The 22694-nt window shown below is 36.5% G+C and carries 15 protein-coding genes; 9 read left to right on the top strand and 6 right to left on the bottom strand.

Annotation, left to right across the window (positions count from 1 at the left end):
- Positions 1–6: 6 nt before the first annotated feature.
- From secD to ABID46_RS03995, 6 genes are all read right to left on the bottom strand, one after another.
- Positions 7–2919 (bottom strand): protein translocase subunit SecD, encoded by a 2913-nt coding sequence (gene secD, locus ABID46_RS04020; RefSeq protein ID WP_354507314.1) that lies wholly within the window; start codon positions 2917–2919, stop codon positions 7–9.
- 113 nt (positions 2920–3032) lie between these two features.
- Complete coding sequence (locus tag ABID46_RS04015; protein ID WP_354507312.1) at positions 3033–4358, bottom strand: PhoH family protein; 1326 nt, start codon at positions 4356–4358, stop codon at positions 3033–3035.
- Between the two features lie 133 nt (positions 4359–4491).
- On the bottom strand, positions 4492–5379 hold the full coding sequence (locus ABID46_RS04010) for a PstS family phosphate ABC transporter substrate-binding protein (protein ID WP_354507310.1): 888 nt from the start codon (positions 5377–5379) through the stop codon (positions 4492–4494).
- Entirely contained in the window at positions 5369–5560 is a 192-nt protein-coding gene (locus ABID46_RS04005) for a C4-dicarboxylate ABC transporter (RefSeq protein ID WP_354507308.1), read from the bottom strand. The genes ABID46_RS04010 and ABID46_RS04005 overlap by 11 nt, the downstream gene beginning before the upstream one ends.
- 60 nt (positions 5561–5620) lie before the next feature.
- Complete coding sequence (locus ABID46_RS04000) at positions 5621–5956, bottom strand: hypothetical protein (RefSeq protein ID WP_354507306.1); 336 nt, start codon at positions 5954–5956, stop codon at positions 5621–5623.
- Positions 5957–6422: 466 nt separating this feature from the next.
- Positions 6423–7352 carry a hypothetical protein gene (locus tag ABID46_RS03995; RefSeq protein WP_354507304.1) on the bottom strand — a complete coding sequence of 310 codons (930 nt, stop codon included), beginning with the start codon at positions 7350–7352 and terminating at the stop codon, positions 6423–6425.
- A gap of 228 nt (positions 7353–7580) precedes the next feature.
- On the opposite strand from ABID46_RS03995, the gene dnaB reads away from it, so the two are divergent.
- From dnaB to ABID46_RS03950, 9 genes are all read left to right on the top strand, one after another.
- On the top strand, positions 7581–9164 hold the full coding sequence (gene dnaB, locus ABID46_RS03990) for a replicative DNA helicase (protein WP_354507302.1): 1584 nt from the start codon (positions 7581–7583) through the stop codon (positions 9162–9164).
- A 316-nt stretch (positions 9165–9480) separates the two neighbouring features.
- On the top strand, positions 9481–10653 hold the full coding sequence (locus ABID46_RS03985; protein ID WP_354507300.1) for a proline dehydrogenase family protein: 1173 nt from the start codon (positions 9481–9483) through the stop codon (positions 10651–10653).
- 564 nt (positions 10654–11217) lie between these two features.
- On the top strand, positions 11218–13680 hold the full coding sequence (gene priA / locus ABID46_RS03980) for a replication restart helicase PriA (RefSeq protein WP_354507298.1): 2463 nt from the start codon (positions 11218–11220) through the stop codon (positions 13678–13680).
- 79 nt (positions 13681–13759) lie between these two features.
- Entirely contained in the window at positions 13760–14449 is a 690-nt protein-coding gene (locus ABID46_RS03975) for an ABC transporter ATP-binding protein (RefSeq protein WP_354507296.1), read from the top strand.
- A gap of 58 nt (positions 14450–14507) precedes the next feature.
- Positions 14508–15737 (top strand): ABC transporter permease, encoded by a 1230-nt coding sequence (locus ABID46_RS03970; RefSeq protein ID WP_354507294.1) that lies wholly within the window; start codon positions 14508–14510, stop codon positions 15735–15737.
- Positions 15734–16984 (top strand): ABC transporter permease, encoded by a 1251-nt coding sequence (locus ABID46_RS03965; RefSeq protein ID WP_354507292.1) that lies wholly within the window; start codon positions 15734–15736, stop codon positions 16982–16984. The genes ABID46_RS03970 and ABID46_RS03965 overlap by 4 nt, the downstream gene beginning before the upstream one ends.
- Positions 16985–17135: 151 nt before the next feature.
- On the top strand, positions 17136–18281 hold the full coding sequence (locus tag ABID46_RS03960) for an efflux RND transporter periplasmic adaptor subunit (protein ID WP_354507290.1): 1146 nt from the start codon (positions 17136–17138) through the stop codon (positions 18279–18281).
- Positions 18282–18489: 208 nt separating this feature from the next.
- Complete coding sequence (locus ABID46_RS03955; protein ID WP_354507288.1) at positions 18490–18825, top strand: hypothetical protein; 336 nt, start codon at positions 18490–18492, stop codon at positions 18823–18825.
- Positions 18826–18835: 10 nt separating this feature from the next.
- Positions 18836–22624 carry a T9SS type B sorting domain-containing protein gene (locus tag ABID46_RS03950; RefSeq protein ID WP_354507286.1) on the top strand — a complete coding sequence of 1263 codons (3789 nt, stop codon included), beginning with the start codon at positions 18836–18838 and terminating at the stop codon, positions 22622–22624.
- Positions 22625–22694: the final 70 nt, after the last annotated feature.

Raw genomic sequence — 22694 nt, 5'->3', positions numbered from 1 at the left:
TAAGAATTATTCTTCAATTGTATCTTGTTGACGTTTGATTTTGTTTTTCGTCAAATCGTACATGACTTGAGAAGAGATGTAGATAGATGAATAGGTACCTACAATAACCCCAACAATCATCGCAAACATAAATCCTTTGATTGTTTCTCCACCAAAGATGAAGATGATTACGACAACCAATAACATACTCAATGAGTTGTTAATCGTACGAGATAATGTATTGTTGGTTGCTTTGTTAATCAAATCATAGAATGGCATTCTTGGATATAATCCTAAATATTCACGGATACGGTCAAAGATAATTACCGAGTCATTGATGGAATATCCAATTACTGTTAAGATTGCCGCAATGAATGCTTGGTCAATTTCTAAGTTGAAAGGTAAAATTCCGTGCAATGCAGCAAATAATCCTAAAATGATGATTACGTCGTGCAATGCAGCAACTACGATACCAACACCAAATTGCCATTTGAATCGAACTAAGATATAAATACCTACCCCTAACAAAGCTAACACTACAGCAATAACAGATGATCTTGTAGTATCGTCAGCAATCGTTGGACCTACTTTTACAACAGACATAACCCCAATTTCGGTTTTGTCACTAGAGAAATCAGCATAACTTAAATCAGCTGGTAAGTTAGCTTTTACTCCATCGTATATCTTTTTCTTGATTTCTTCGTCAACTTCGGTTGATTCTTCGGTTGATTTTAATTTCGTTGTGATTTTTACTTGGTTAGATGGACCAAAAATCTTTACAGTTGGAGCAGCAGAAGTTCCATCATCATCGATTAATGTTTTCTCTAAACTTTGTCTGATTTCGTTTGCATCAACTGGTTTGTCAAAACGTACGGTATAAGTTCTACCACCTTGGAAATCCACACCTAAATCAAATCCTCTAACTGCGATAATAGCAATACATGCAATAGATGCTACAATCGAAATTGTGTAGAACATTTTGCGTTTTGCCATGAAATCGATATTCAATCCTTGGAACCAATTTTTGGTAATAGATGTGAAGAATTTTACATCTTTTCCTTTTTCCAAACGATTATCTACAAATAGTTTCGTTAAGAAAATTGCTGTAAACATGGATACAGATAAACCGATGATTAAGGTAATCGCGAATCCTTGAACTGGACCTTTACCAAAGATTAATAAGATGGCTGCAGTCAAAATTGACGTAACGTTTGCATCGACAATCGCAGAAATTGCACCTTTCCAAGAATAAGCAATTCCAATAGCTTCTTTCAATGATTTGTTATGATGAATCATTTCATCTTTTACACGTTCATTGATGATAATGTTCGCATCGATCGCCATACCCAATGTTAAGATGATACCCGCGATACCAGGCAAGGATAAAGTAGCTCCAAATAATCCAACCATTAATCCTAATAAGAATAAAATGTTGACAGTTAAAGCAATATCTGCATAAACTCCAGCTCTAGAGTAGTAGAAAATCATCCAAATTAATAACATGATAAATACCACTGTAAATGCTATCAAGGAACTATTGATCGCTTCTTGACCCAATGAAGGTCCGACTTCTTCTAATTGTACAATTTTCGATGAAGCTGGTAAGCTACCTGCTTGTAAGATATTCGCTAAATCCTGCGCTTCTTGTAAGGTAAAGTTACCAGAGATTTGAGAGCTTCCTCCTTTGATTGGCTCATTGATGTTTGGTGCAGAATACACCATATTATCCAATACGATGGCAATAGAATTCCCAACGTTTTCTTCTGTAATTCTTGCCCATCTAGACGCACCTTCAGCATTCATTCGCATGCTTACTACAGGTTCGTTGGTGATAGATCCCATGTTTCTTTCACCTGTAGCTTGATCTACAACTTCTCCTGGTAATAAAGGATTGTTACTTGAGTCTCCACTTAAAGCATATAAAGACAATAAGTTTCCTGAAACTGCAGGATTCTGACTAACCACTGGTTTGTTACCCCATGCAAATTTGAAGTTACGGATGTTTGATGGTAAACTAGCTTTTAATCCAGGCGAAGACAATACTTGGTTAAATACTGCAGTATCTTTTGTCGCAACTGAGAACAAAGAGTTACCTTCAACTGGTTGTTGAATCAATGAAGTCAAATTGGTCAATTCTGTTGAAACTCCTAAAGATTTCGGGTCAACTGTTGTGAAATAAGAAATAACATTTGGATTGTTGGCTTCAACTTTCCAGAATTCTAATTTCGCAGTACTTTGTAACAAGTTTTTGATACGATCTTTGTTTTTCTCCCCTGGCATTTCTACCAAGATACGACCGTCACCTTCACTTCCTAAACGTTGAATAACTGGTTCAACAACTCCAAAACGGTTGATACGTGATGAAATTACTTGAAAAGCAGTTCCAATTTTTGCATCAATATCTTCTTTGATCAATTGTTTTACTTGTTCATCTGAAGCGTTGAAATCAATTTTCGTTGCATTTTTACGATTTCCGAAGATATCTGCAGACGAATATTTTAAAGAAGGCTGATTTTTTTCTGTTCTTAATCGTTCGAATTCATCAAAGAAAATATCCACATAAGCTCTATTTCCTTGTGATCTTTGTTTGATGTCAGCAGAATTCAAGGCTTCAACAAAGATTGGATTTTCGCTCTTATCAGCTAAATCCTCCAAAAGGTCACGTACCTGAACTTGAAGGATCACAGAGATACCTCCACGTAGGTCCAAACCTAATTTCATTTCTTTGTTTTTCGCATCACGATAATTATAACTGATGATTCCTAAATCTAGCGTATCGTTTGCTAAACTATCTAGAACTATCTGTTCGTGTGCTTCATCTCTCGAATTTTCGTAAGCCTCACATTCCACCTTATTGGTGTACCAAGTATAGCTTAATTGTCTTATGGAAAGGATCCCTAAGATAATTGCAATACCCGCTATAAGCCATTTTCCTTTCATGATTCGTGTCTTATTAAGAATTTTTTAACGGGCAAATATAATTGTATCTGTTAACTTAACCAAAATTTAGACTTTCGGATATCAGTTTTTTTCAACAATCGGATTAACAATGATTAAAGTAGTTCGTTCGCTAAATTGGCCAATTCACTACGTTCTCCCTTAATCAATTGAATATGAGCAAATAAATTTTGCCCTTGCACTTTGTCAACCAAATAGGAAAGCCCATTGGATTGCTCATCTAAATAAGGAGTATCAATTTGTTTGATGTCACCTGTGAAAATGAACTTCGTGTTTTGTCCGGCACGTGTAATGACCGTTTTGATTTCGTGTGGCGTTAAATTTTGAGCTTCGTCCACAATAAAAATTACATCAGACAAACTTCTTCCACGGATATAAGCTAAAGGTGTGATCAATAATTTTTCTTGATCAACCATCAAATTAATTTGTTTGTATTCCTTGTCTTGTTCGTCAAATTGATATTGAATGAATTTCAAATTATCCCAAAGTGGTTGCATATAAGGGTCGATTTTGGATTTGATATCGCCAGGAAGATAACCAATGTCTTTATTGCTCAAAGGAACGATGGGTCTAGCCAAATAGATTTGTTTGAATTCTTTTTTCTGCGCCATAGCTGCAGCCAAGGCTATTAAAGTCTTTCCTGTTCCCGCTACTCCATGCAAGGCAACCAATTTGATTTCAGGTTTTAAAATGGAATGAATGGCAAAAGCTTGTTCGGCATTTTTGGGCTTGATGTTGAAAACGGTTTGTTTATTTACGCGCTCCAATTGTCGCTCAAACGGATTATAATAAGCCAAAGCCGAAGATTTGTTTCCTTGTAAAATATAGTAGGCATTAGGCGAAAGTTGCATTTTACCTTCCAATTCTTCAAAAGCAATATGATGGTCACGGTACAAAGCATCAATGATTTCTTGATCGAAATTTGCATAATTATAAATACCAGTTGGTAAATTATCGATATTCAACACTTTCCCCGTTTCATAATCTTCTGCACGTAGCCCAAGTGCTTTTGCTTTCAAGCGAAGATTCACGTCTTTGGTGACCAAAATAACTTGACGTTTGGGTTCTGCTTTTTGAACAATCAAACAAGCATTCAAGATTTTATTGTCCATGGAGTTGGAACCATAAATATCCACAGCCGATTGTTTGATGCCATTGGTTTCCATGACAATTTTAAAGGAACCTTTTCCTTCTGCCGGAAGTGGAATCCAATCCTGAATCAGATGATCTTTTGAATTTTTATCGAGAAATCGGATGAATTCTCGGGCTTCGTAATTTTTGGTGTCGTTTCCTTTTTTAAACGTATCCAATTCTTCCAAAACTGTAATGGGGATGACGATATCATGTTCATCAAAATTCATGATGGATTGATGATCATAAATGATAACAGATGTGTCAAGAACAAAAATTTTCTTTTTCATGCGGTCAATTCAAAGTTAGATCGGTTAAATTGACAAAAAAAAAGAAAGATGGATGTTAAATTAGGATGAAATCTATCAGCAATTTCTTCCTAAGTATTAACAATTTAGGTTGTGAAGTAGAAAATTGTAATTTTTATTCGACACTTTGGATGTTGACTTCCACTTGACGCTCATACAAGAAATTGGGTTGTAATCCGGCTCTTTTCACAATTAATTGTCCTTGATTGGAGCCCGCAAAACGTGAAAATCCGCTTCCTAATCCAAAATTGGGCTCGCGAACAATAAAGTATACACCTTTATAAAAAGGATATTTCATGGCCAAAATATTGGAAACGCTAGGTTCTTGAGGAATGTTGTTTTCATCCAAAACTTTTAGAATTTTGATTTTACTCAAAATTTCTTTGACTTTGGGATTATCCTTTTCACTGATTTCATTCATTCCAATAACGCCAATAGATTGTGGCGATTTTTGTACGAAATCAATCACAGCATCAGAATTTTCAAGTGCTAAGATGGATTTGTCTTTGGGCATTTTTAAATTCAAAATATCTCGTACCGTATTGTAATTCCCTGAATTTCCGTCATCGAAAATTATTTGATTAGTACCTTCTAAAATTCCTTTTTCGATTTCTTCTAAAGAAATAGATTCTTTTGAATTGGATGGAGAAGTAATGAAAACAACGGCATCATAGGCCAATAGGGTAGATCGCGGAGTTACATCGGTAATTTGTGCGATATAGTTGGTTTGTTCCTTGGTAAGCGGTTTGTTGATAAATGCTGCAGAGGCTACGGTATCCACTAAATCTTTGATGATTAATCCTTCGGATTTGAACACGAAATTAAATTTCACATCGGGATATTTCATCGTATAAATATCCGTTAAGGCAACCAATAGTTCTTGATTAGAAGGATCTGCGTAGATGGTCATTTCACCTTTTTGATGACCAGGTTTCTCTATCTCTTTTTTACAAGAAATAAAGCTCACCAAAATGGCAAGTAGAAAAATAGATTTAAGATTCATTGGATCGAATTGCTTGAATTGCTCTAAATAATCGAAAAGCACCGTACACGATAAATAAAACGCCCAAAATCATAGCAGCCCAAGGTTCTAAATCGGTAAAAAACCAATTTCTCATGATGATGAAAACACCGATGAATGCGTACATGCAACCCATCAAAATATTGATAACATTTCTAATCATAACGACAAAGTTATGAATTATTCAAAGAATTCATTTTATGGAAACCAAAATCCGATGGAATCATTCTTGTTTCATTGGGTTTAAAACCTGTTTTTTCTTTTTTATGAAGTAAAAACCTACTAAGATTCCTGATAAAACCAAGAGAAACCATCCATGGTCAATAGGTACTGGATCTTGTTCTCCAGCTGGATTCCCAACGTTATCCACACCATAGTCATATCCATAGTGAGAAGATTCATTTTGAAAAAAAGCAAACATGGGTTCACTTTCATTATACTCCTCACTTTGAAAGAATTTTTGGGTGGTTTCGGATTCAAAAAAAGATTGATCAGATTCAAAGAATTGAGCAGAACAGATGCTTGTCAAAAAGAAAAGGACTCCAACTAAATTTTTCATAACGTAACATATTTTAAGTGTAGGCGCAATAACCTTTCACTTCTTTATTGGTTTGATTCGTGAAAGATTTAAGTGGGTAGAAAAATTAGATTAGTAATAGAGTGATTAATGCATTTAATCGGAGTAGTAGAGAAGGAGTGTTTTGAGAGAAAAATATCGATTATAAACCAATGAGTGCTTATTTATATAAGGATATTTCATAGAGATAAAATTTAATAAACTAATTGACATAAACCTGAGAAAGCCCATTTTCTCATTGACTAAATTTACATAATTAATTCTAGGTATTTATAGTAGTCAATTGAAATGTTTCAATTTATTTTCCGATTGGAAGTTTGATTCCTCATTATCAAGTAGAAATTTTTGAATAGGTTTTAAGAATTCACCTAATGCGTACATTAGATCCAATAAAAAACTCCGCATAAAGCGGAGTTCAAACTATGGGGGAATATATAAAAGGGGAATTTTATTGTACCATAAATTGGACAGGAAGAGTAAAACTCATATTCACTTTAGATCCATCGTTCATTTCAGCAGGTTGAATGATTTTTCCTCTTTGAATCAATCTCTCTGCAATCCTTTTCATCGCTTCTTGAGCTTCCTTACTAAAATGCTGATTGTTTCCTCCTATTGCTTTTACTTGAACAATCTTTCCTTGATGATTGACAATGAACTGTAGTTTAGTGGTCGCTTTGTCAATATTATAGCGCTCGGCAATCGTACTGAAATTGTCCAATTGAGTGCCCAATTCCTTGTTTAATTGTTGCGCCATACAAATCTGCAAACTCTCTTTTGACTTCGTAGCCTTTTCACATCCAGGGAAAATGGCCATTTTGGAAACATCTCGAGGTTGAAAGATTTTTTCTGGCTGAGCAGGGATTTCTGGAACATCATTTGTTCCATCTTTGTCGCCTAATCCATTTTCAGTTCCGTCTTGTGTGTGTCCAACTTGAGAAACGCCACTACCTTCACTCGCTTCTTGACCATCCTCAACTTCTGTTTTGCCTATGTTTTCATTTTTATTTAAGGGAGTTTCATTGCTCGGCTCATTAGTTGGTTCAGGTATGATATCAGAATCCAATTTTTCCTTTGTTGTTGTGGGAGGAATGACTTTTGGAGCCGTAGGTAAAACAGGTTTTTCTCTTTTGGGTTGTTCTGGGATCTCCGTTAAATCAATATCTACTCCAAATTCACACGTAATGACAGGTATTTCTTCTGCAGTTTTTTTATTCGTAAAAGAAAATACCAAAACTAAAATACCAATAAATGAAACCCCAATTAAAAGTGATTTCAATAAATTTCTTCCTTCTCCAGTTCGTAAGGCATAGGCTCCATAAGCTTTATGACGATTTTGAAATAAATAATCGTCCCATGATAATTGTCGATGTTTGCTCATTGTAATAGATTTTTTAATTAAACACTTAAAACGGGTACCTGTTTTTATTTGAGGACCTTCTAATTGAGCAAAATCAATCAGTTAGTCAAATCATGATAAAAATCATTTTTCAAATACCGTGCCTTTGTTAAATCCATCTTAAAATTTTAACAGAATTTCAATTGTTCAAAACTTATTTCGGATTTCATCATCGGAAATCTTTTAGCTTTTTATAATTTAGCCAATCCTATGGAAAATTTGGATACATCTACAGTTCAGCAGCATAAAAATCAGAGAATCATTAACTTAGAGAGAGGGAAAATTCCGCCTCAGGCTATTGATTTGGAAGAAGCGGTACTTGGTGCGATGATGATTGATAAAAAAGGAATCGACGAAGTCATCGATGTCTTGATGCCACAAGTTTTTTATAAAATTCAACATCAAACCATTTTCGCAGCAATTCGAAAATTATTCAACAATACACAACCTATCGATTTGTTGACCGTTTCCAACGAACTTCGAAGTGAAGGGAAACTAGAAATGGTTGGTGGTGATTATTATTTGATTCAATTAACACAAAAAGTTTCTTCTGCAGCGCACATTGAATATCATTCAAGAGTATTGATTGAAAAATATATTTTGCGTCAGCTAATCGAAATTTCATCCAATATCATTGACAAATCCTACGATGAAACGTCTGATGTGTTTGAATTATTGGACTATTCTGAAAGTAAATTATTTGAAATAACCGAAGGTGGTATCAAACGAAGTTTTTCTGATTCCAATACCCTTGTTCGTGAAGCGATTGATAAAATCAAGGCGATGTCCGAAAAAGAAGGGATGAGTGGTGTGCCTTCTGGATTTACCCAAGTCGACAAGATTACCTCAGGTTGGCAAGAATCCGATTTGATCATTTTGGCAGCACGTCCCGGGATGGGGAAAACGGCATTCGTTCTTTCCATGGCAAGAAATATGTCGGTTGACCAAAACATTCCAACGGCAATTTTCTCATTGGAGATGTCAAGTGTCCAATTGATCACGCGTATGATTTCGAGTGAAACAGGGATTTCATCAGAGAAATTGAGAAAAGCTACTTTGGCCGATCACGAATGGAAACAATTGTACAACAAGGTGAAAAGTTTGGAAGACGCACCTTTGTTTATTGACGATACACCAGCTTTGTCTATTTTCGATTTACGTGCCAAGGCAAGACGATTGGTTTCGCAACACGGGGTTCGACTTATCATCATTGACTACTTGCAGTTGATGACCTTGGGAGGAGGAAAGTCAACTGGTAACCGTGAACAAGAGATTTCAACCATTTCCCGAAATTTAAAATCGATTGCGAAAGAATTGAACATTCCAGTAATTGCACTTTCTCAGTTGTCCCGTTCGGTGGAAACCCGTGGAGGAAATAAACGACCTTTGTTGTCCGACTTACGTGAATCGGGAGCCATTGAGCAGGATGCCGATATTGTGTCTTTTATTTATCGACCTGAATACTATAAATTGGACGTTTGGGATGATGAGCAAGGAACGCCATGTGCGGGTCAAGCGGAATTCATCATTGCAAAACACCGTAACGGTGCCTTGGAAAACATTCGTTTGCGTTTCATCAACGACCAAGCGAAATTTATGGACTTAGAAGAAGATTTCGGATTTAGCGGATTTGAATTCCAAAGTTCCATGAACAAAGACGATGCGGGAGGAAATATGGAATTTGGAAGTTCGATTAATCTGCCGGTCGGAAATCCGCAAGACTCTTTTGGCGCATTTGATGATTTCAAAGACTCTGGTTTTGGAAGTGACGAAGACGATGATATGCCATTCTAAGAATTTGTAGAAAGGTAAACTATATATAAGGAATACTATAAATCCAGTTCGTAAGAGCTGGATTTTTTGTTTATGGGCGTGTCCTTCCGTTTCACTTCAGGTCGGGCTTTCCGCTTCTATCTTTTTATAAAAATTCCGTAAAACGGTTTTTCATAAAAAGGATATCCGCTATAATCCCTCACGCGGGTGAAGGAAGTAAGTATAATACTCCATTAAAAATCTGAAATCTAAAATCCGAAATCTAAAATTTCTACACCATATTTATTTTTTATTATCTATCAACATTGGCTAAATTTGTACACCAAAACAATCATTCATGCCGTTATTTGACGATACTCAAACAGCTTTTGAATCAAAGTCTGATGCTGACTTGAAAAAAGCACATACTTTATTCAAATTAATAGCCAATCCCACTTTGACAAAATTGGGAACGATAATGTTTAAAATCCCTTTTGCAGCGGATTTGCCATTGGTAAAACCGATTGTCAGACGTACGATTTATAGTCAATTCGTCGGAGGTGAAACAACAGCTGAATGTTTGAAAGTCGCCAAAGATTTGTACCAATATGGCGTTAGTTCCATCATGGATTATTCGGTAGAAGGCCAAGAATCTGAAGAGGAATTTGATCGAGTAAAAGATGAAATTTTACGTTTGGTCAAAATTGCCAAAGAAAATCCCAAAGAAATTCCTTTCGTTGTTTTCAAACCGACCGCTTTTGGTCGAATTGATTTGTACGAAAAAATGGGAAAAAATCTTCCCATGACCGAAGACGAAAAGCAAAAATGGCAATCCATCCGAGATCGTTTTGATGAAGTTTGCAAAGCCGGCTTTGACAATGATGTGACCATGATGATTGATGCCGAAGAAAGTTGGATGCAAGATGCAGCCGATGATTTGGCAGACGAAATGATGAAAAAATACAACATCAATCGTTGCATTGTTTGCAATACCTTGCAGATGTATCGTCACGATCGTTTGGCTTATTTGAAAAAGATGTTCCAAAAAGCAGAAGCAGAAAATTATTTATTAGGTTTCAAGGTTGTTCGTGGTGCTTATATGGAAAAGGAAAGAGCAAGAGCGGAAGCAGAGAATTATCCGTCTCCTATTCAACCCGACAAAGCCTCAACAGATCGTGATTACAATGCCGCTTTGGAGTTCATCACCCAAAATCATCACCGTATTTCTTTGTTTGCCGGAACGCATAACGAAGATTCTTGTCAACTTTTAACGGAATTGATGCAAAAGCACAATATCGAAAATGGAAACCATAAAATATGGTTCGGACAATTGTTTGGGATGAGTGACAACATTAGTTTCAAATTGGGAAATATGGGATACAATATCGCGAAATATTTGCCGTATGGTCCCATCAAAGAAGTGATGCCGTATTTGATTCGTCGTGCACAGGAAAATACTTCTGTTGCGGGCCAAACGGGACGCGAACTTTCCTTGATTGAAAAAGAAATTAAACGTAGAAAGGGGAAGTAGATTTCTCCGATGTCGAATTGACAAAGAATATAAATTTCTTCTACGTCGAAATGACAGATAATAAAGATTTCTCCTACGTCGAAATGACAAAAGATTGAGATTTCTCTGTTGTCGAAATGACAAAAGATTGAGATTTCTCCGATGTCGAAATGACAAAGAATATAAATTTCTTCTACGTCGAAATGACAGATAATAAAGATTTCTCCTACGTCGAAATGACAAAGGTTTGAGATTTCTCCTTTGTCGAATGAAAAGGGTTTGGGATTTCTCCGATGTCGAAATGACAAAGGTTTGAGATTTCTCCTACGTCGAAATGACAAAGGATTAAAATTTGAAATCTGAAATCAAAAATCTTAAAATGCGTTAAGGATTGCAGTGGAAATCCTTTTTTGTATTTAGAACCTCCTTCGACGGACAGGCAAACTTAGCATGACAAAAAAGATTGCAACGGAAAGCCTGCCCCCGTTGTGGTTAAATTTTTTTTTATACAAGACTTTATACAACGGGGAAACGCCCAAAATTCCATTTCCTAAATTTCGACAATTGCCTTAACTTGCCCGTGAAATGACAAATCCATTCAAATTTGCGGAAATCATCTTGCCATTGGCTTTGCCGGGAACTTTCACTTACGAAATTTCTCCCGTTGATGTTCCTTATTTGAAAGTTGGACAAAGAGTTTCGGTTCCATTTGGTTCCAATAAATTGTACACGGGAATTGTGCATTCTCTTCACAACCAAAAGCCGGAATTGTACAAAACCAAAATGATTGACACCATTCTCGATACCGAACCTTTAGTAACCAAAATTCAAATCAAATTTTGGGAGTGGATGGCCAATTATTATCTATGTTCCTTGGGCGATGTGTACCGAAATGCCTTTCCAACCGCGCTAAAATGGGAAAGTGAAACCTTTGTGAAATTCATCGGAACGATTGAACAAATCCAAGAACATCTTGCCGAGGAAGAATGGATGGTGGTCAATGCCATCAATCAGAAAGGAATTTTGTCTGTCAGCGAAATTGCCAAAATCGTCGAGCGAAAATCAGCGATTCCAGTCATCAAATCTTTGTGGGAAAAGGGAATCATTCATTTGGACGAAGTTTTAAAAGAGAAATATACGCCCAAAGTAGAACGATTTGTTCGAGTAAATCCTGAGCTGAAATCCAACGAAAAGCTTTTCAATGAATCACTCCACAAATTGAAAAATGCAACCAAACAACGAGAAACCATTCTTCAATTAATTGTGGAAGAAGCGCAATCTTCTAAACCGATTAAGATTTCTCAATTTTTGAAAAAGTATGGAGGAACTCATTCCATGATCAATTCGATGGAAGAGAAAGGATTGGTGCAAATTTATGATTTGGAAATTTCTCGAATCGAAGAGGTGAAAAATGACATCATTGATTCAGAAGAATTAAACTTAGAGCAATACAAGGCCCAAAAGCTGATTGAAGAATATTTTGAGGAATCCAAAACGGTACTTTTGCATGGTGTAACCTCTTCGGGCAAAACGGAGATTTACATTAAGTTGATTGAACAAAAAATAGAAGAAGATAAAACCACTTTGTTCTTGCTTCCCGAAATTTCCATTACCTCTCAAATGGTGCAACGAATTCGGAAGCATTTTGGTGACAAAGTTGGGATTTATCATTCGAAATTCAATCAAAATGAACGCGTTGAGTTGTGGAATAATACTTTGAATGACGAATACAAAATCGTCATTGGAGCTCGATCTGCTTTGTTTTTGCCTTTTCAGAATTTAGGATTGGTCATTGTGGATGAAGAACATGAATCGGCCTATAAACAAAGTGATACTAAACCTTTTTTTCATGCGCGTGATATGGCCTTGGTTTTGGGTTCTATGTTTCAAGCCAATATCATTTTAGGCTCGGCAACACCTTCTTTGGAATCTTATCATAATGCCCAAATAGGGAAATATGGCTATGTTCAATTAACGAAACGCTTTACCGATGTAGAATTGCCCAAGATTGAATTAATCGACTTGAAAAGATCAATTCGCAACAAGGAAATGGTGGGCGATGTAAGTCGAACTTTGGAAGAAGCCATTCGTGATACCTTCAAAGAAGGAAAACAGGTGTTGATTTTTCAAAACAGACGTGGTTTTGCGCCAGTTGTGGAATGTATGTCTTGCGGTCACTCGCCTTATTGTCCCAATTGCGATGTTCCCTTGACTTTTCATAAGTTTTCCAATAGGTTGAAATGTCATTATTGCGGACATTCTCAGGGAAGGCCAACTAAATGTTCCAATTGCCAAAGTTTGGAATTGACTACAAAAGGTATCGGGACGGAACAAATCGAGATACAATTGCAATCTTTATTTCCCGACAAGAAAATTGCGCGAATGGATGTAGATGCCATGCGAAAAAAGCATGCTTACGAAAAAACGATTGAGGCATTTGAGCAACAGGAAATCGATATTTTGGTCGGAACCCAAATGGTTGCCAAAGGATTGGATTTTTCCAACATTGGTTTGGTGGGCGTAATTCGTGCCGATTCTTTGTTGAATTTTCCAGATTTTCGTGCACATGAGAAAGCCTTTCAATTGTTGACACAAGTGGCAGGAAGAGCGGGTAGAAGAAAGGAACAAGGAAAAGTATTGATTCAGACCTTTAATCCCGATCATGAAGTTTTGCAAAATGTCACTCGATACGATTACGAAAAAACGGCGAAAGATATTTTATATGAACGTAAGTCCTTTTTGTATCCGCCTTATTTGCGTTTGGTTCAACTTACATTCCGACATGCCAAAGTGGAAAAGGTGGACAAAGTTTCGACGGAATTTGTGCGCTTGCTGAAACCTATGTTTGACGAAAAACATTTGTTGGGTCCGATTGAACCTTCCATTGGGCGAATTCGAAATTTATACATCCGACAAGTATTGATCAAAATTCCAGAAGGAGCCTCTGCAGCAAAGGTCAAAGAATGGATTCAAAAGAGCATTGAAAGTTTGCATACGATTCAAGCCTTTCGGTCAGTTCGGATTGAAATTGATGTTGATCCTTCTTAATCCATAATATTTTGTTTAGGCTGTAACTTTCTGTTCATTTTCCTTACATATAAGTCAAAACCTTTGTAGTTTTGATCTAATGATAAAAATTCGTGATTTAAATAAATCCTATAAGATGGGTGCAAATTCTTTGCATGTTCTGAAAGGGATCAATCTTGATGTGGAAGAAGGAGAATTTGTTGCCATCATGGGCTCTTCAGGATCTGGGAAATCTACCTTGTTGAATATCATCGGAATGTTGGATACACATGATTCTGGATTATATGAATTGGACGGATTCAAGATTGAAAAATTAAACGAAACCAAGGCAGCCAACTACCGAAATAAATTCTTGGGATTTATTTTCCAATCCTATAATTTGATCAATTTCAAAAATGTATTGGAAAACGTTGCCTTGCCTTTGTATTATCAGAAAGTTAGTCGAAACAAACGTTCAGAAATGGCGATGAGTTATTTGGAACGAGTGGGTTTGAAACCGTGGGCACATCATTTACCAAGTGAACTATCAGGAGGACAAAAACAACGTGTAGCCATTGCGCGCGCTTTAGCTGCTCAACCGAAATTATTATTGGCCGATGAGCCAACAGGTGCATTGGATTCTACAACTTCAGCGGAAGTCATGCGTTTGATTCAAGAAATCAACGATGAAGGTAAAACGATTTTGATGGTAACGCACGAAGATGACATCGCCCATATGTGCAAACGGATCATTCGACTAAAAGATGGGGTCATCATGAGTGATGAAAAGATTCAACAAGTTAGGGTTTGATTGTATTAAATTGAAATAAGATAAACATACACCTAGAATATTAAAGAAAGCATAATAAATGTTTGATATAGATCGTTGGCGGGAGATTTGGGCTTCCATTTCAAGTAACAAACTAAGGACATTCCTATCGGGATTTACCATCTCGTTGGCATTGTTTGTCTTTATCGTTTTATTTGGGATGGGGAACGGACTTCAAAACGGTTTTCAACAGGAATTTTTCAAAGCAGGAGCGATGAATATCTATGTCTTTGGAACGCGAACTTCTGAGCCTTTTGGAGGATTTCAAAAAGGTCGTCAAATCGTCTTGGAAAATGATGATTTGGATTATATCTACGAAAATTACAAAGAATCTATCAAATACATCAGTGGAGAATTTGACCAAGCCTTGCCTGTGAAATACGCTGGCGAAGCAGGAAATTATTCCATCAAAGGAACCAATTCCGATTATTTCAATATGATTGATATCGAATTGGTGGAAGGTCGATTTTTTAACGAAAAAGATTTAGCCAACCAAAACAAAACCATCGTCATTGGGACAATGGTGGTCAAAGACATGTTGAAAGGGCAAGAACCGATTGGAAAATTCTTAAACATCGGAACTGGAATGTATGAAATTGTCGGAGTTTTTAGAGAACGTTCTGACAATGATTCTGAAAATCGAATGATTTATGCCCCTATCACGACTTTACAAACCATTTATGCCACACGTGATGTACCGACCATTTCCATTACACCCAATGATGGAATGGCTAATAGTGAAATTGCAGAATTATCTCAAAATATAGTGAGCAATATGAAATCTCGTCATTCGGTAAGTCAAACCGATCAATCGGGAATTCGTGCCTGGGATTCTACACAACAAATGGGAAGTACCAATGATTTTTTTGCGATGCTAACTGTTATTGTGATTTTCATTGGCGGCGGAAGTTTAGTTGCTGGAATTGTGAGTATCGGGAACATCATGGTGTTTAGTGTGAAAGAACGAACCAAAGAAATTGGAATTCGAAAAGCTTTGGGAGCAACTCCTTTTAGCATCATAAGTTTGATCATGCAAGAAGCAATTTCCATTACCTTACTATTTGGAGCGATTGGAATTATTACCGCCACTTTATTGGTTGAAAACATCAATGAAGGATTGGTGGATTATTTTATTTATGATCCAGGAGTAGAAACAAGTTCCTTGATTTTTGCTTGTTTGGTTCTTTTTGTTGCCGGCTTTTTTGCTGGATTTCTTCCTGCGAGGTACGCAGCGAAAATTAAACCCATAGATGCCTTGAGAGACGAATGAGACCTATACTATTTGATAAAGATGCTTGGTCAGAAGTGTATGCTGCGATACGCAAAAATAAGATGCGTACCCTATTGACCATGATTGGCGTGGCTTGGGGTATGTTTTTGTTTGTGGCATTATTGGGTGCTTCCAAGGGAATGCAAAATGGTTTTGATAAAATTTTTGCCAATTCTGCGACCAATAGTTTATTTGTCATGTTGGCCGAAACAACCATTCCCTATAAAGGGTATCAACGTGGACGAATGCTGGAATTGAAAATTGAAGATATTCAGGCCATCAAACAAAAGTTTCCTCAAATCAGAATGATTTCTCCTCGAAGTACAGAAGGAGGAGTATTGGTCAAATATGGAACGAAATATTCCAATTATTCGGTTACAGGAGATGAACCTGCGCAAAACGAAATGTTCAAAAAACCAATTGTCAAAGGTCGTTTCATCAACAACGATGATATGGCACAAGGGAAGAAAGTTTGTGTCATCGGTCAAGAAATTGTGGATGAATTATTTCATGAGAATGTTAATCCGATTGGGGAACGACTGCAAATTGGCAATAGTTCGTATATGGTTGTAGGCGTTTATACACAACCTGCCATGAGTATAGGACGAAACAATGAAATTCATATTCCATTCTCAACCTTTCAACGTGTGTACAATCGTCAAGGTGTTGTGAATTATGCGATTATCAATGCTTATGATGAATATGACATTGTAGAATTTGAACAAGAAGTAAAAGCCTTTTTGAAAGAGCGCAAAAATGTTCATCCAGACGATACTCAAGCCATTGCCGGATTTAATTTAGGAGAAATGATGAACCAATTATTTTCCTTTATGAATGGAATGGAATTATTGGCAATTGTCGTTGGTGCATTGACTTTATTTTCAGGTGTCATTGCGATTTCTAGTATTTTGTTAATTACGGTTTCTGAACGAACCAAAGAATTTGGAATCAGAAGAGCTTTGGGAGCAGTTCCAAATCAAATACGTTCCCAAATTTTGATGGAATCGGTTGTGTTGACGATGATTGCAGGTTTATCGGGGATAGTAGGAGCAACCTTATTGTTATTAATAGTAAATAAAGCGGTAGAAGGTAGTGATGGGAATTTCCCATTTTTAAATGCTTCGGTTGATGTAACAACTTTAGGATTTGCTTTACTTATTATGGTAGTCATGGCAATGATCGCTGGATTGCTTCCTGCACAAAGAGCTATTTCCATTAAACCGATTGATGCCTTGAGAGATGAGTAGGATGTTGGGTGATGGGAGTAGGATGTTGGGAGTTGTGGAGTAGAAAGTAGCATGATGGGAATTGATTTGGCTAAACTTTTGATGCGGTTAATAGAATAAAAATAGGAATGGTAAATCGATTTAGAGTTCGATTTGATATAAAATATTGAAAATGAAAAAAGGATTAAAAATTCTCTTGATTATTGTGTTTATTGCTGCTGTGGCGGGTTCGTTGTTTTATATGTTCAAAACCAGTTCGAAAGAAAACGCGGTTTATGAAACAGCTGAATTAACGGTTCGTGACATTTCCACCAAGGCAGTGGCAACAGGAACTGTTAAACCTCGTGAAGTGATTGAAATCAAACCTAACATTTCGGGTGTCATTACGCAAATTCATGTAAAAGAAGGTGAAACCGTTCAGAATGGAGCGTTGATTGCGACTTTAAAAGTAATTCCAAATGTGGGAAGCTTAAATGCTGCTCAGCAACAAATTAATTCTGCAAAAATCACCTTAAATAATGAACAAATTCAATTCAATCGTACCAAATCATTATTTGATCAAGGAGTTTTGCCTAAGAAAGATTATGATGCAGCTTTGGCAACCTATCAAATGGCGCAACAAAATTTAAAAGCTGCGCAAAACGATTATAAAATTGCCCAAACTGGAATTGCTCCTGGTTTGGAAAAATATGCTACGACCCAAATTCGTGCTACCATTTCAGGGATGATTTTGTCGATTCCCGTTGAAATTGGAAATACGGTTCAAGAAATCAATAATTTCAGTGTAGGAACGACGATTGCTACCATGGCTGATGTCAACCAGATGATTTTCGAAGGAAATGTAGACGAGGCTGACGTTGGAAAACTAAAAGAAGGAATGGCGTTAAAAATTATGATTGGTGCCTTACCTGATGAGAATTTCATTGGGAATCTAAATTATATTTCACCTTCTGGAGTTGAAACCAATGGAATTGTTCAATTTGAAATCAAGGCCGATGTTAATTTGAAAGAAGACGTATTTTTACGTGCAAATTATAGCGCAAATGCTGAAGTAATTTTATCGGAAGTGAACAATGTATTGGCAATTGAGTCGGCACATATCCGCTATGATGATCTAGGAAAACCTTATGTGGAAATATTAAAACCGGGTACAGAAAAATACGATAGTCCTGTCTACCAAAAGAAAATTTTGGAATTAGGTTTATCAGACGGAGTTTATACAGAAGTTAAATCTGGTTTGAAAAAGGATGACAAGGTGAAAATTTTCAATACCGATTTAGAAGAAAAGAAAGGAGGTAGCCCACATGCTAATCGATAATTATCGTTTATAAATAATTGAAAGCCTGAATTCTTAGAATTCGGGCTTTTTGATTTTTGAAGATATTGGTTTCAGAATGTCATTTTAACGCAAAAATTGACTATATTTGATAGTTTGTAATTAGTCTGGTGAGGCAGAATTTTTTACAAAGTTTAATTTAACACAGATAGGAAACATGAAATTATGCAGTATTATATTGCCATTATTTTTGGCAATATCAGCTTTTGGCTATGGTCAAAATGCGAATTATAACCTACCACCTGGATTTTATTTAAAGCCTAATCATCACGTTATTGATTTTTCCTATAAACTTCAAGGAATTCAATTAGAGAAGGAACATTCTATAGACAAGATTCGTGTATTAAAAGATCTTACCGAAGAGGAATTACTTTCAACTTCTAGAGAATATCAACAATATGTTCAGGCTGGACGTGATTTTATAGCTGGTTTGTCTGAAAATGTAAAATCCATATTCACAGAGGCTGAATTATGGTACATCTACGCATTTGATGAGTCATTAAAAATAAGAATCCAAACATTGTAATTTGTAGGTCATGAAAAGAATTTTAATTTTATTTACAATGTTGATTACAGCAATTGTTTGGTCTCAAAATTATCCAATGACTGCTGCCAATCACAATCAAACTTTTGTAACCTGTTCAGGAACTTTTACCGATGATGGAGGTGCTGGTGGTAATTACTCGAATGGAATTAACAATAGAACCATTACATTTTGTACGGCAAATCCTGGGGAATTATTAAGATTTAATTTTACATCGTTTAGTACTGAAAACAATTTTGATGTTTTGGAAGTATTTCAAGGTCCCTTAGCTACGGGGCAACCTGCTGCAATTTATCAAGGTAATTTAACGCCGTTTATTTTTATGTCAAATCAACCTGGTGGATGCGTTACATTTCGCTTCTCATCTGATGGGAGTGTAAATCGTCCAGGATGGTCAGCTGATATTTCATGTGTTGTTCCTTGTACTGCACCAACGGCGGCTTTGGTAGATAATTCTACGTTAGATATTTGTTCATCAGAATCTGTTGCTCCAGGTGATTTAACAGTTCAATTTGATGCTTCAAATTCAGTTTCAAACGATTCCTATTCCATTGTAAAATATGAATGGAATTGGGGAGATGGAACATCCACTACTACAACAACTCCCATTGCCTCGCATACGTTCCCAGACGATCCAGGAATCTATACAGTAATTTTAAAAGTTAGAACCAATAATACAGGTACAGATCCGTTAGGATGTTTGAGTTCCAATACAGCAGTGAGATTAATAAAAGTTTTACCACCACCCAATTTTGGGGGAACAACTACAGGTCCATTGGAAATTTCATGTGGAGAATCGGTGACCTTAGCAGGCGTTGGAAGCTCCCAAATAATTACGCAAGAACCACCTCCAAATGTTGGTAGCGAAATTTCCTTACCAGATGGTAATGGAGTAAGTTACTATTCGTATTTAGATTTAACTGGATATTTCCCTCCAGGAGCTACATTGGAAAATACCTGCTTCCCAGAAATTATGATTGAATTAGAGCACTCATTTGCAGGGGATTTATGGATAGATTTGATCGCTCCTTCTGGTCAACAAGTACGATTGTTTAATGGTTATGGTCCATTTGGATCACAAAAATTTGGATGGTGTGTTAACGGAGCAGATAATTTGCAGCCAGGATGTGTTGCTCCCTATTATATTGTCAATAGCGGTGGTATCAACTGGGGAGATAATGCAGGTTATACCAATACAACTCAGTCTTGCCCAGTTTTTGGAGGTCCATGTGAATCTGGAAATTATTTTTTACAGGGTGCGACTTTTAACTCATCCTCAAGTATGAATTCTCTTATTGGAGCTGAATTAAATGGTGTTTGGGTATTGAAAATTTCAGATGAATGGGCACTTGATGATGGATTTATCAGTAGCTGGTCAATCAGTTTCCCTGGAGATTGTTATACCGATTTGGCAACCGAAACTCCTATTTTATCAGGCGGATATTGGTCTTCAGATGGAAATGGGCCCGATGTTCCTGAGGTTCAAAATGTAACAGATATTGTAATAACACCAATCGGATTAGATCCTTGTCCAGGTGATGCCAATTGTGATGGGAATTTATTGTCTAATACAATTCAAGTAGGACCTTTTAATCAAGCTGGTACCTATACCTATACGTTTACAGTAACAGATGAATTCGGTTGTACTTTTGAAAAAACTGTAGATGTTATTGTTAATGGAATTGAAACAGTTTTAGATGATATTGAAGATGAATATTGTTTAAATGCAGAACCCGATCCTTTGCCTTTAATATCTGCAAATGGTGTTCAAGGTACTTGGAGTCCATCAGAAATTAATACAGGTGCCATTGGAGGGCCTACAGAATATGTATTTACCCCTGATGAAGGACAATGTGCAACAATTGAATCAATTTTTGTTACTATTGTTGATAGGGAAGAGGCATCTTTTACTCCAATTCAATTGGATTATTGTCAATTCGAAGAACCTCAAATTTTACCAAGCACTTCCATTGAAGGTTACACAGGAACTTGGAGCCCTGCTTTAATAGAAACATCAGATTTTGGTGCTACTACCTATACATTTACTCCAGATGATTCATGTGTAGATACATTTGAAATTGTTATCAATATTGAAGAAAAACTTACACCTACTTTTAATGAAATAGGTTTAATTTGTCAAAATACAGAAGCACCAGCATTGCCTCTTCCAAATGAAGCAGGAATTACAGGAACATGGAGTCCCGCTGTAATTGATACGTCTTTACCTCCAGGTGATTATGTGTTTATTTTTACCCCTGATGAAGGTATTTGTGCATTTGAAAAAGAAATTACAATTACAATTACCAATGAATTACCGGTTGAAATCAATGTTCAAGATGAATATTGTCAAGGTGAAACTCCAATGTCTTTGCCAACAACCTTGGATAATGGTGTAACTGGAGTTTGGAGTCCTGCGGTTATTGATACAAACCTTGTGGGAACGACAACTTATACATTTATTCCAGATGGAGGCCAATGTGCTTTGGATACTCCATTTACAGTAACCATTCATCCAGAATTAATCTTAAATGCGATGCCAATTCAAGAAATCTGTGATGAGGATTTTGATGGAATTTTGGAATTTAATTTAACATCCTTAAACGCTGGATTGACCAATGTTGCGGGTGTTAGCTTCCAATATTATGGAAGTTTGGCAGACTTGAACAATAACAATGCAATTCCTCAATCACAATGGACAGAATATCCTTTGACTGGAACATTACCTGCAACCATTTATGTAGTTGGAATCAGTCCAGAAGGTTGTCCTTCAGATCCAATTGCAGTTCAAATTGATGCGCGCGATATTGCCACTCACAATCCTGGTACATATGGTCCAATTGAGTATTGCGCCAATGAAGCCATTGATTTAACCCAATACGAAGGAAATATTTCCAATGCGGCTGTGACATTTACGTATTTTGAAAATTTACAAAATGCCCAAAATGGAGCAGGAGCTATTCAGAATACTACAAATTACAATGCGACAACGACAACTATTTATGTGCGTATTGATCAGGCAGATCGTTGTCCTGCATTTGTGGAAATTACATTGTTCCAATTGCCAACACCAAGCTTAGAATTATCGGAAACTACCATTATTTTATGTTACGAGGATTCTAGAGAAATAACCGCAATGAGTGATGATCCTACGGCCACATTTACGTGGACATTCCCAGATGGAACTATTTTGACAGGAGCAACTCAAACCGTATCAGATGTTGGAAACTATACAGTGATTGCACATAGCGTGGATAATTGTGAAAGTGTTCAAAGTACCCTTACAGTTGCACTGCCTTCGCAGCCTATTATAACGGGAATTGATGCATCGGGAAATTCTATTACAGTCCATGCAAGCAATAATGGAGAAGGTCCAATGGAGTATTCTTTGGATGGAGTTTTTTGGCAATCAAGTCCAATGTTTAGCAACTTGATTCCTGGCGAAACCTATACCATTTATGTTCGATCTAGTGGTTGTATGATTGAAAAACACACAGTTACTTTGATTTTTGTTCCAAATTTCATTTCGCCAAACAATGATGGAATTAATGATACTTGGACCATAAGAGGAATCGAAACATCAGCCAATGCAACTATTAAGATTTTTGATCGATATGGGAAAATTTTCGTGGATCGTAAATTTGATGGAAATTATACGTGGGACGGAAAATACTTAGGAAATAACGTTCCATCGGGTGATTATTGGTATATCATCAATATTCCAGGAGATGGAATTGTGAAAGATCAAAAATTCACCGGTCATGTGTCGGTTAGAAACCAATAAAATATAAATTGAATTCATTTGAATTCAATGAAAAGGATTAAATTTGAGGGACTTGCAAAAGCGAGTCCCT

The sequence above is a fragment of the Moheibacter stercoris genome (assembly GCF_040545805.1).
Lineage (GTDB): Bacteria > Bacteroidota > Bacteroidia > Flavobacteriales > Weeksellaceae > Moheibacter > Moheibacter stercoris.
This window is presented reverse-complemented; position numbering and strand designations above follow the sequence as displayed.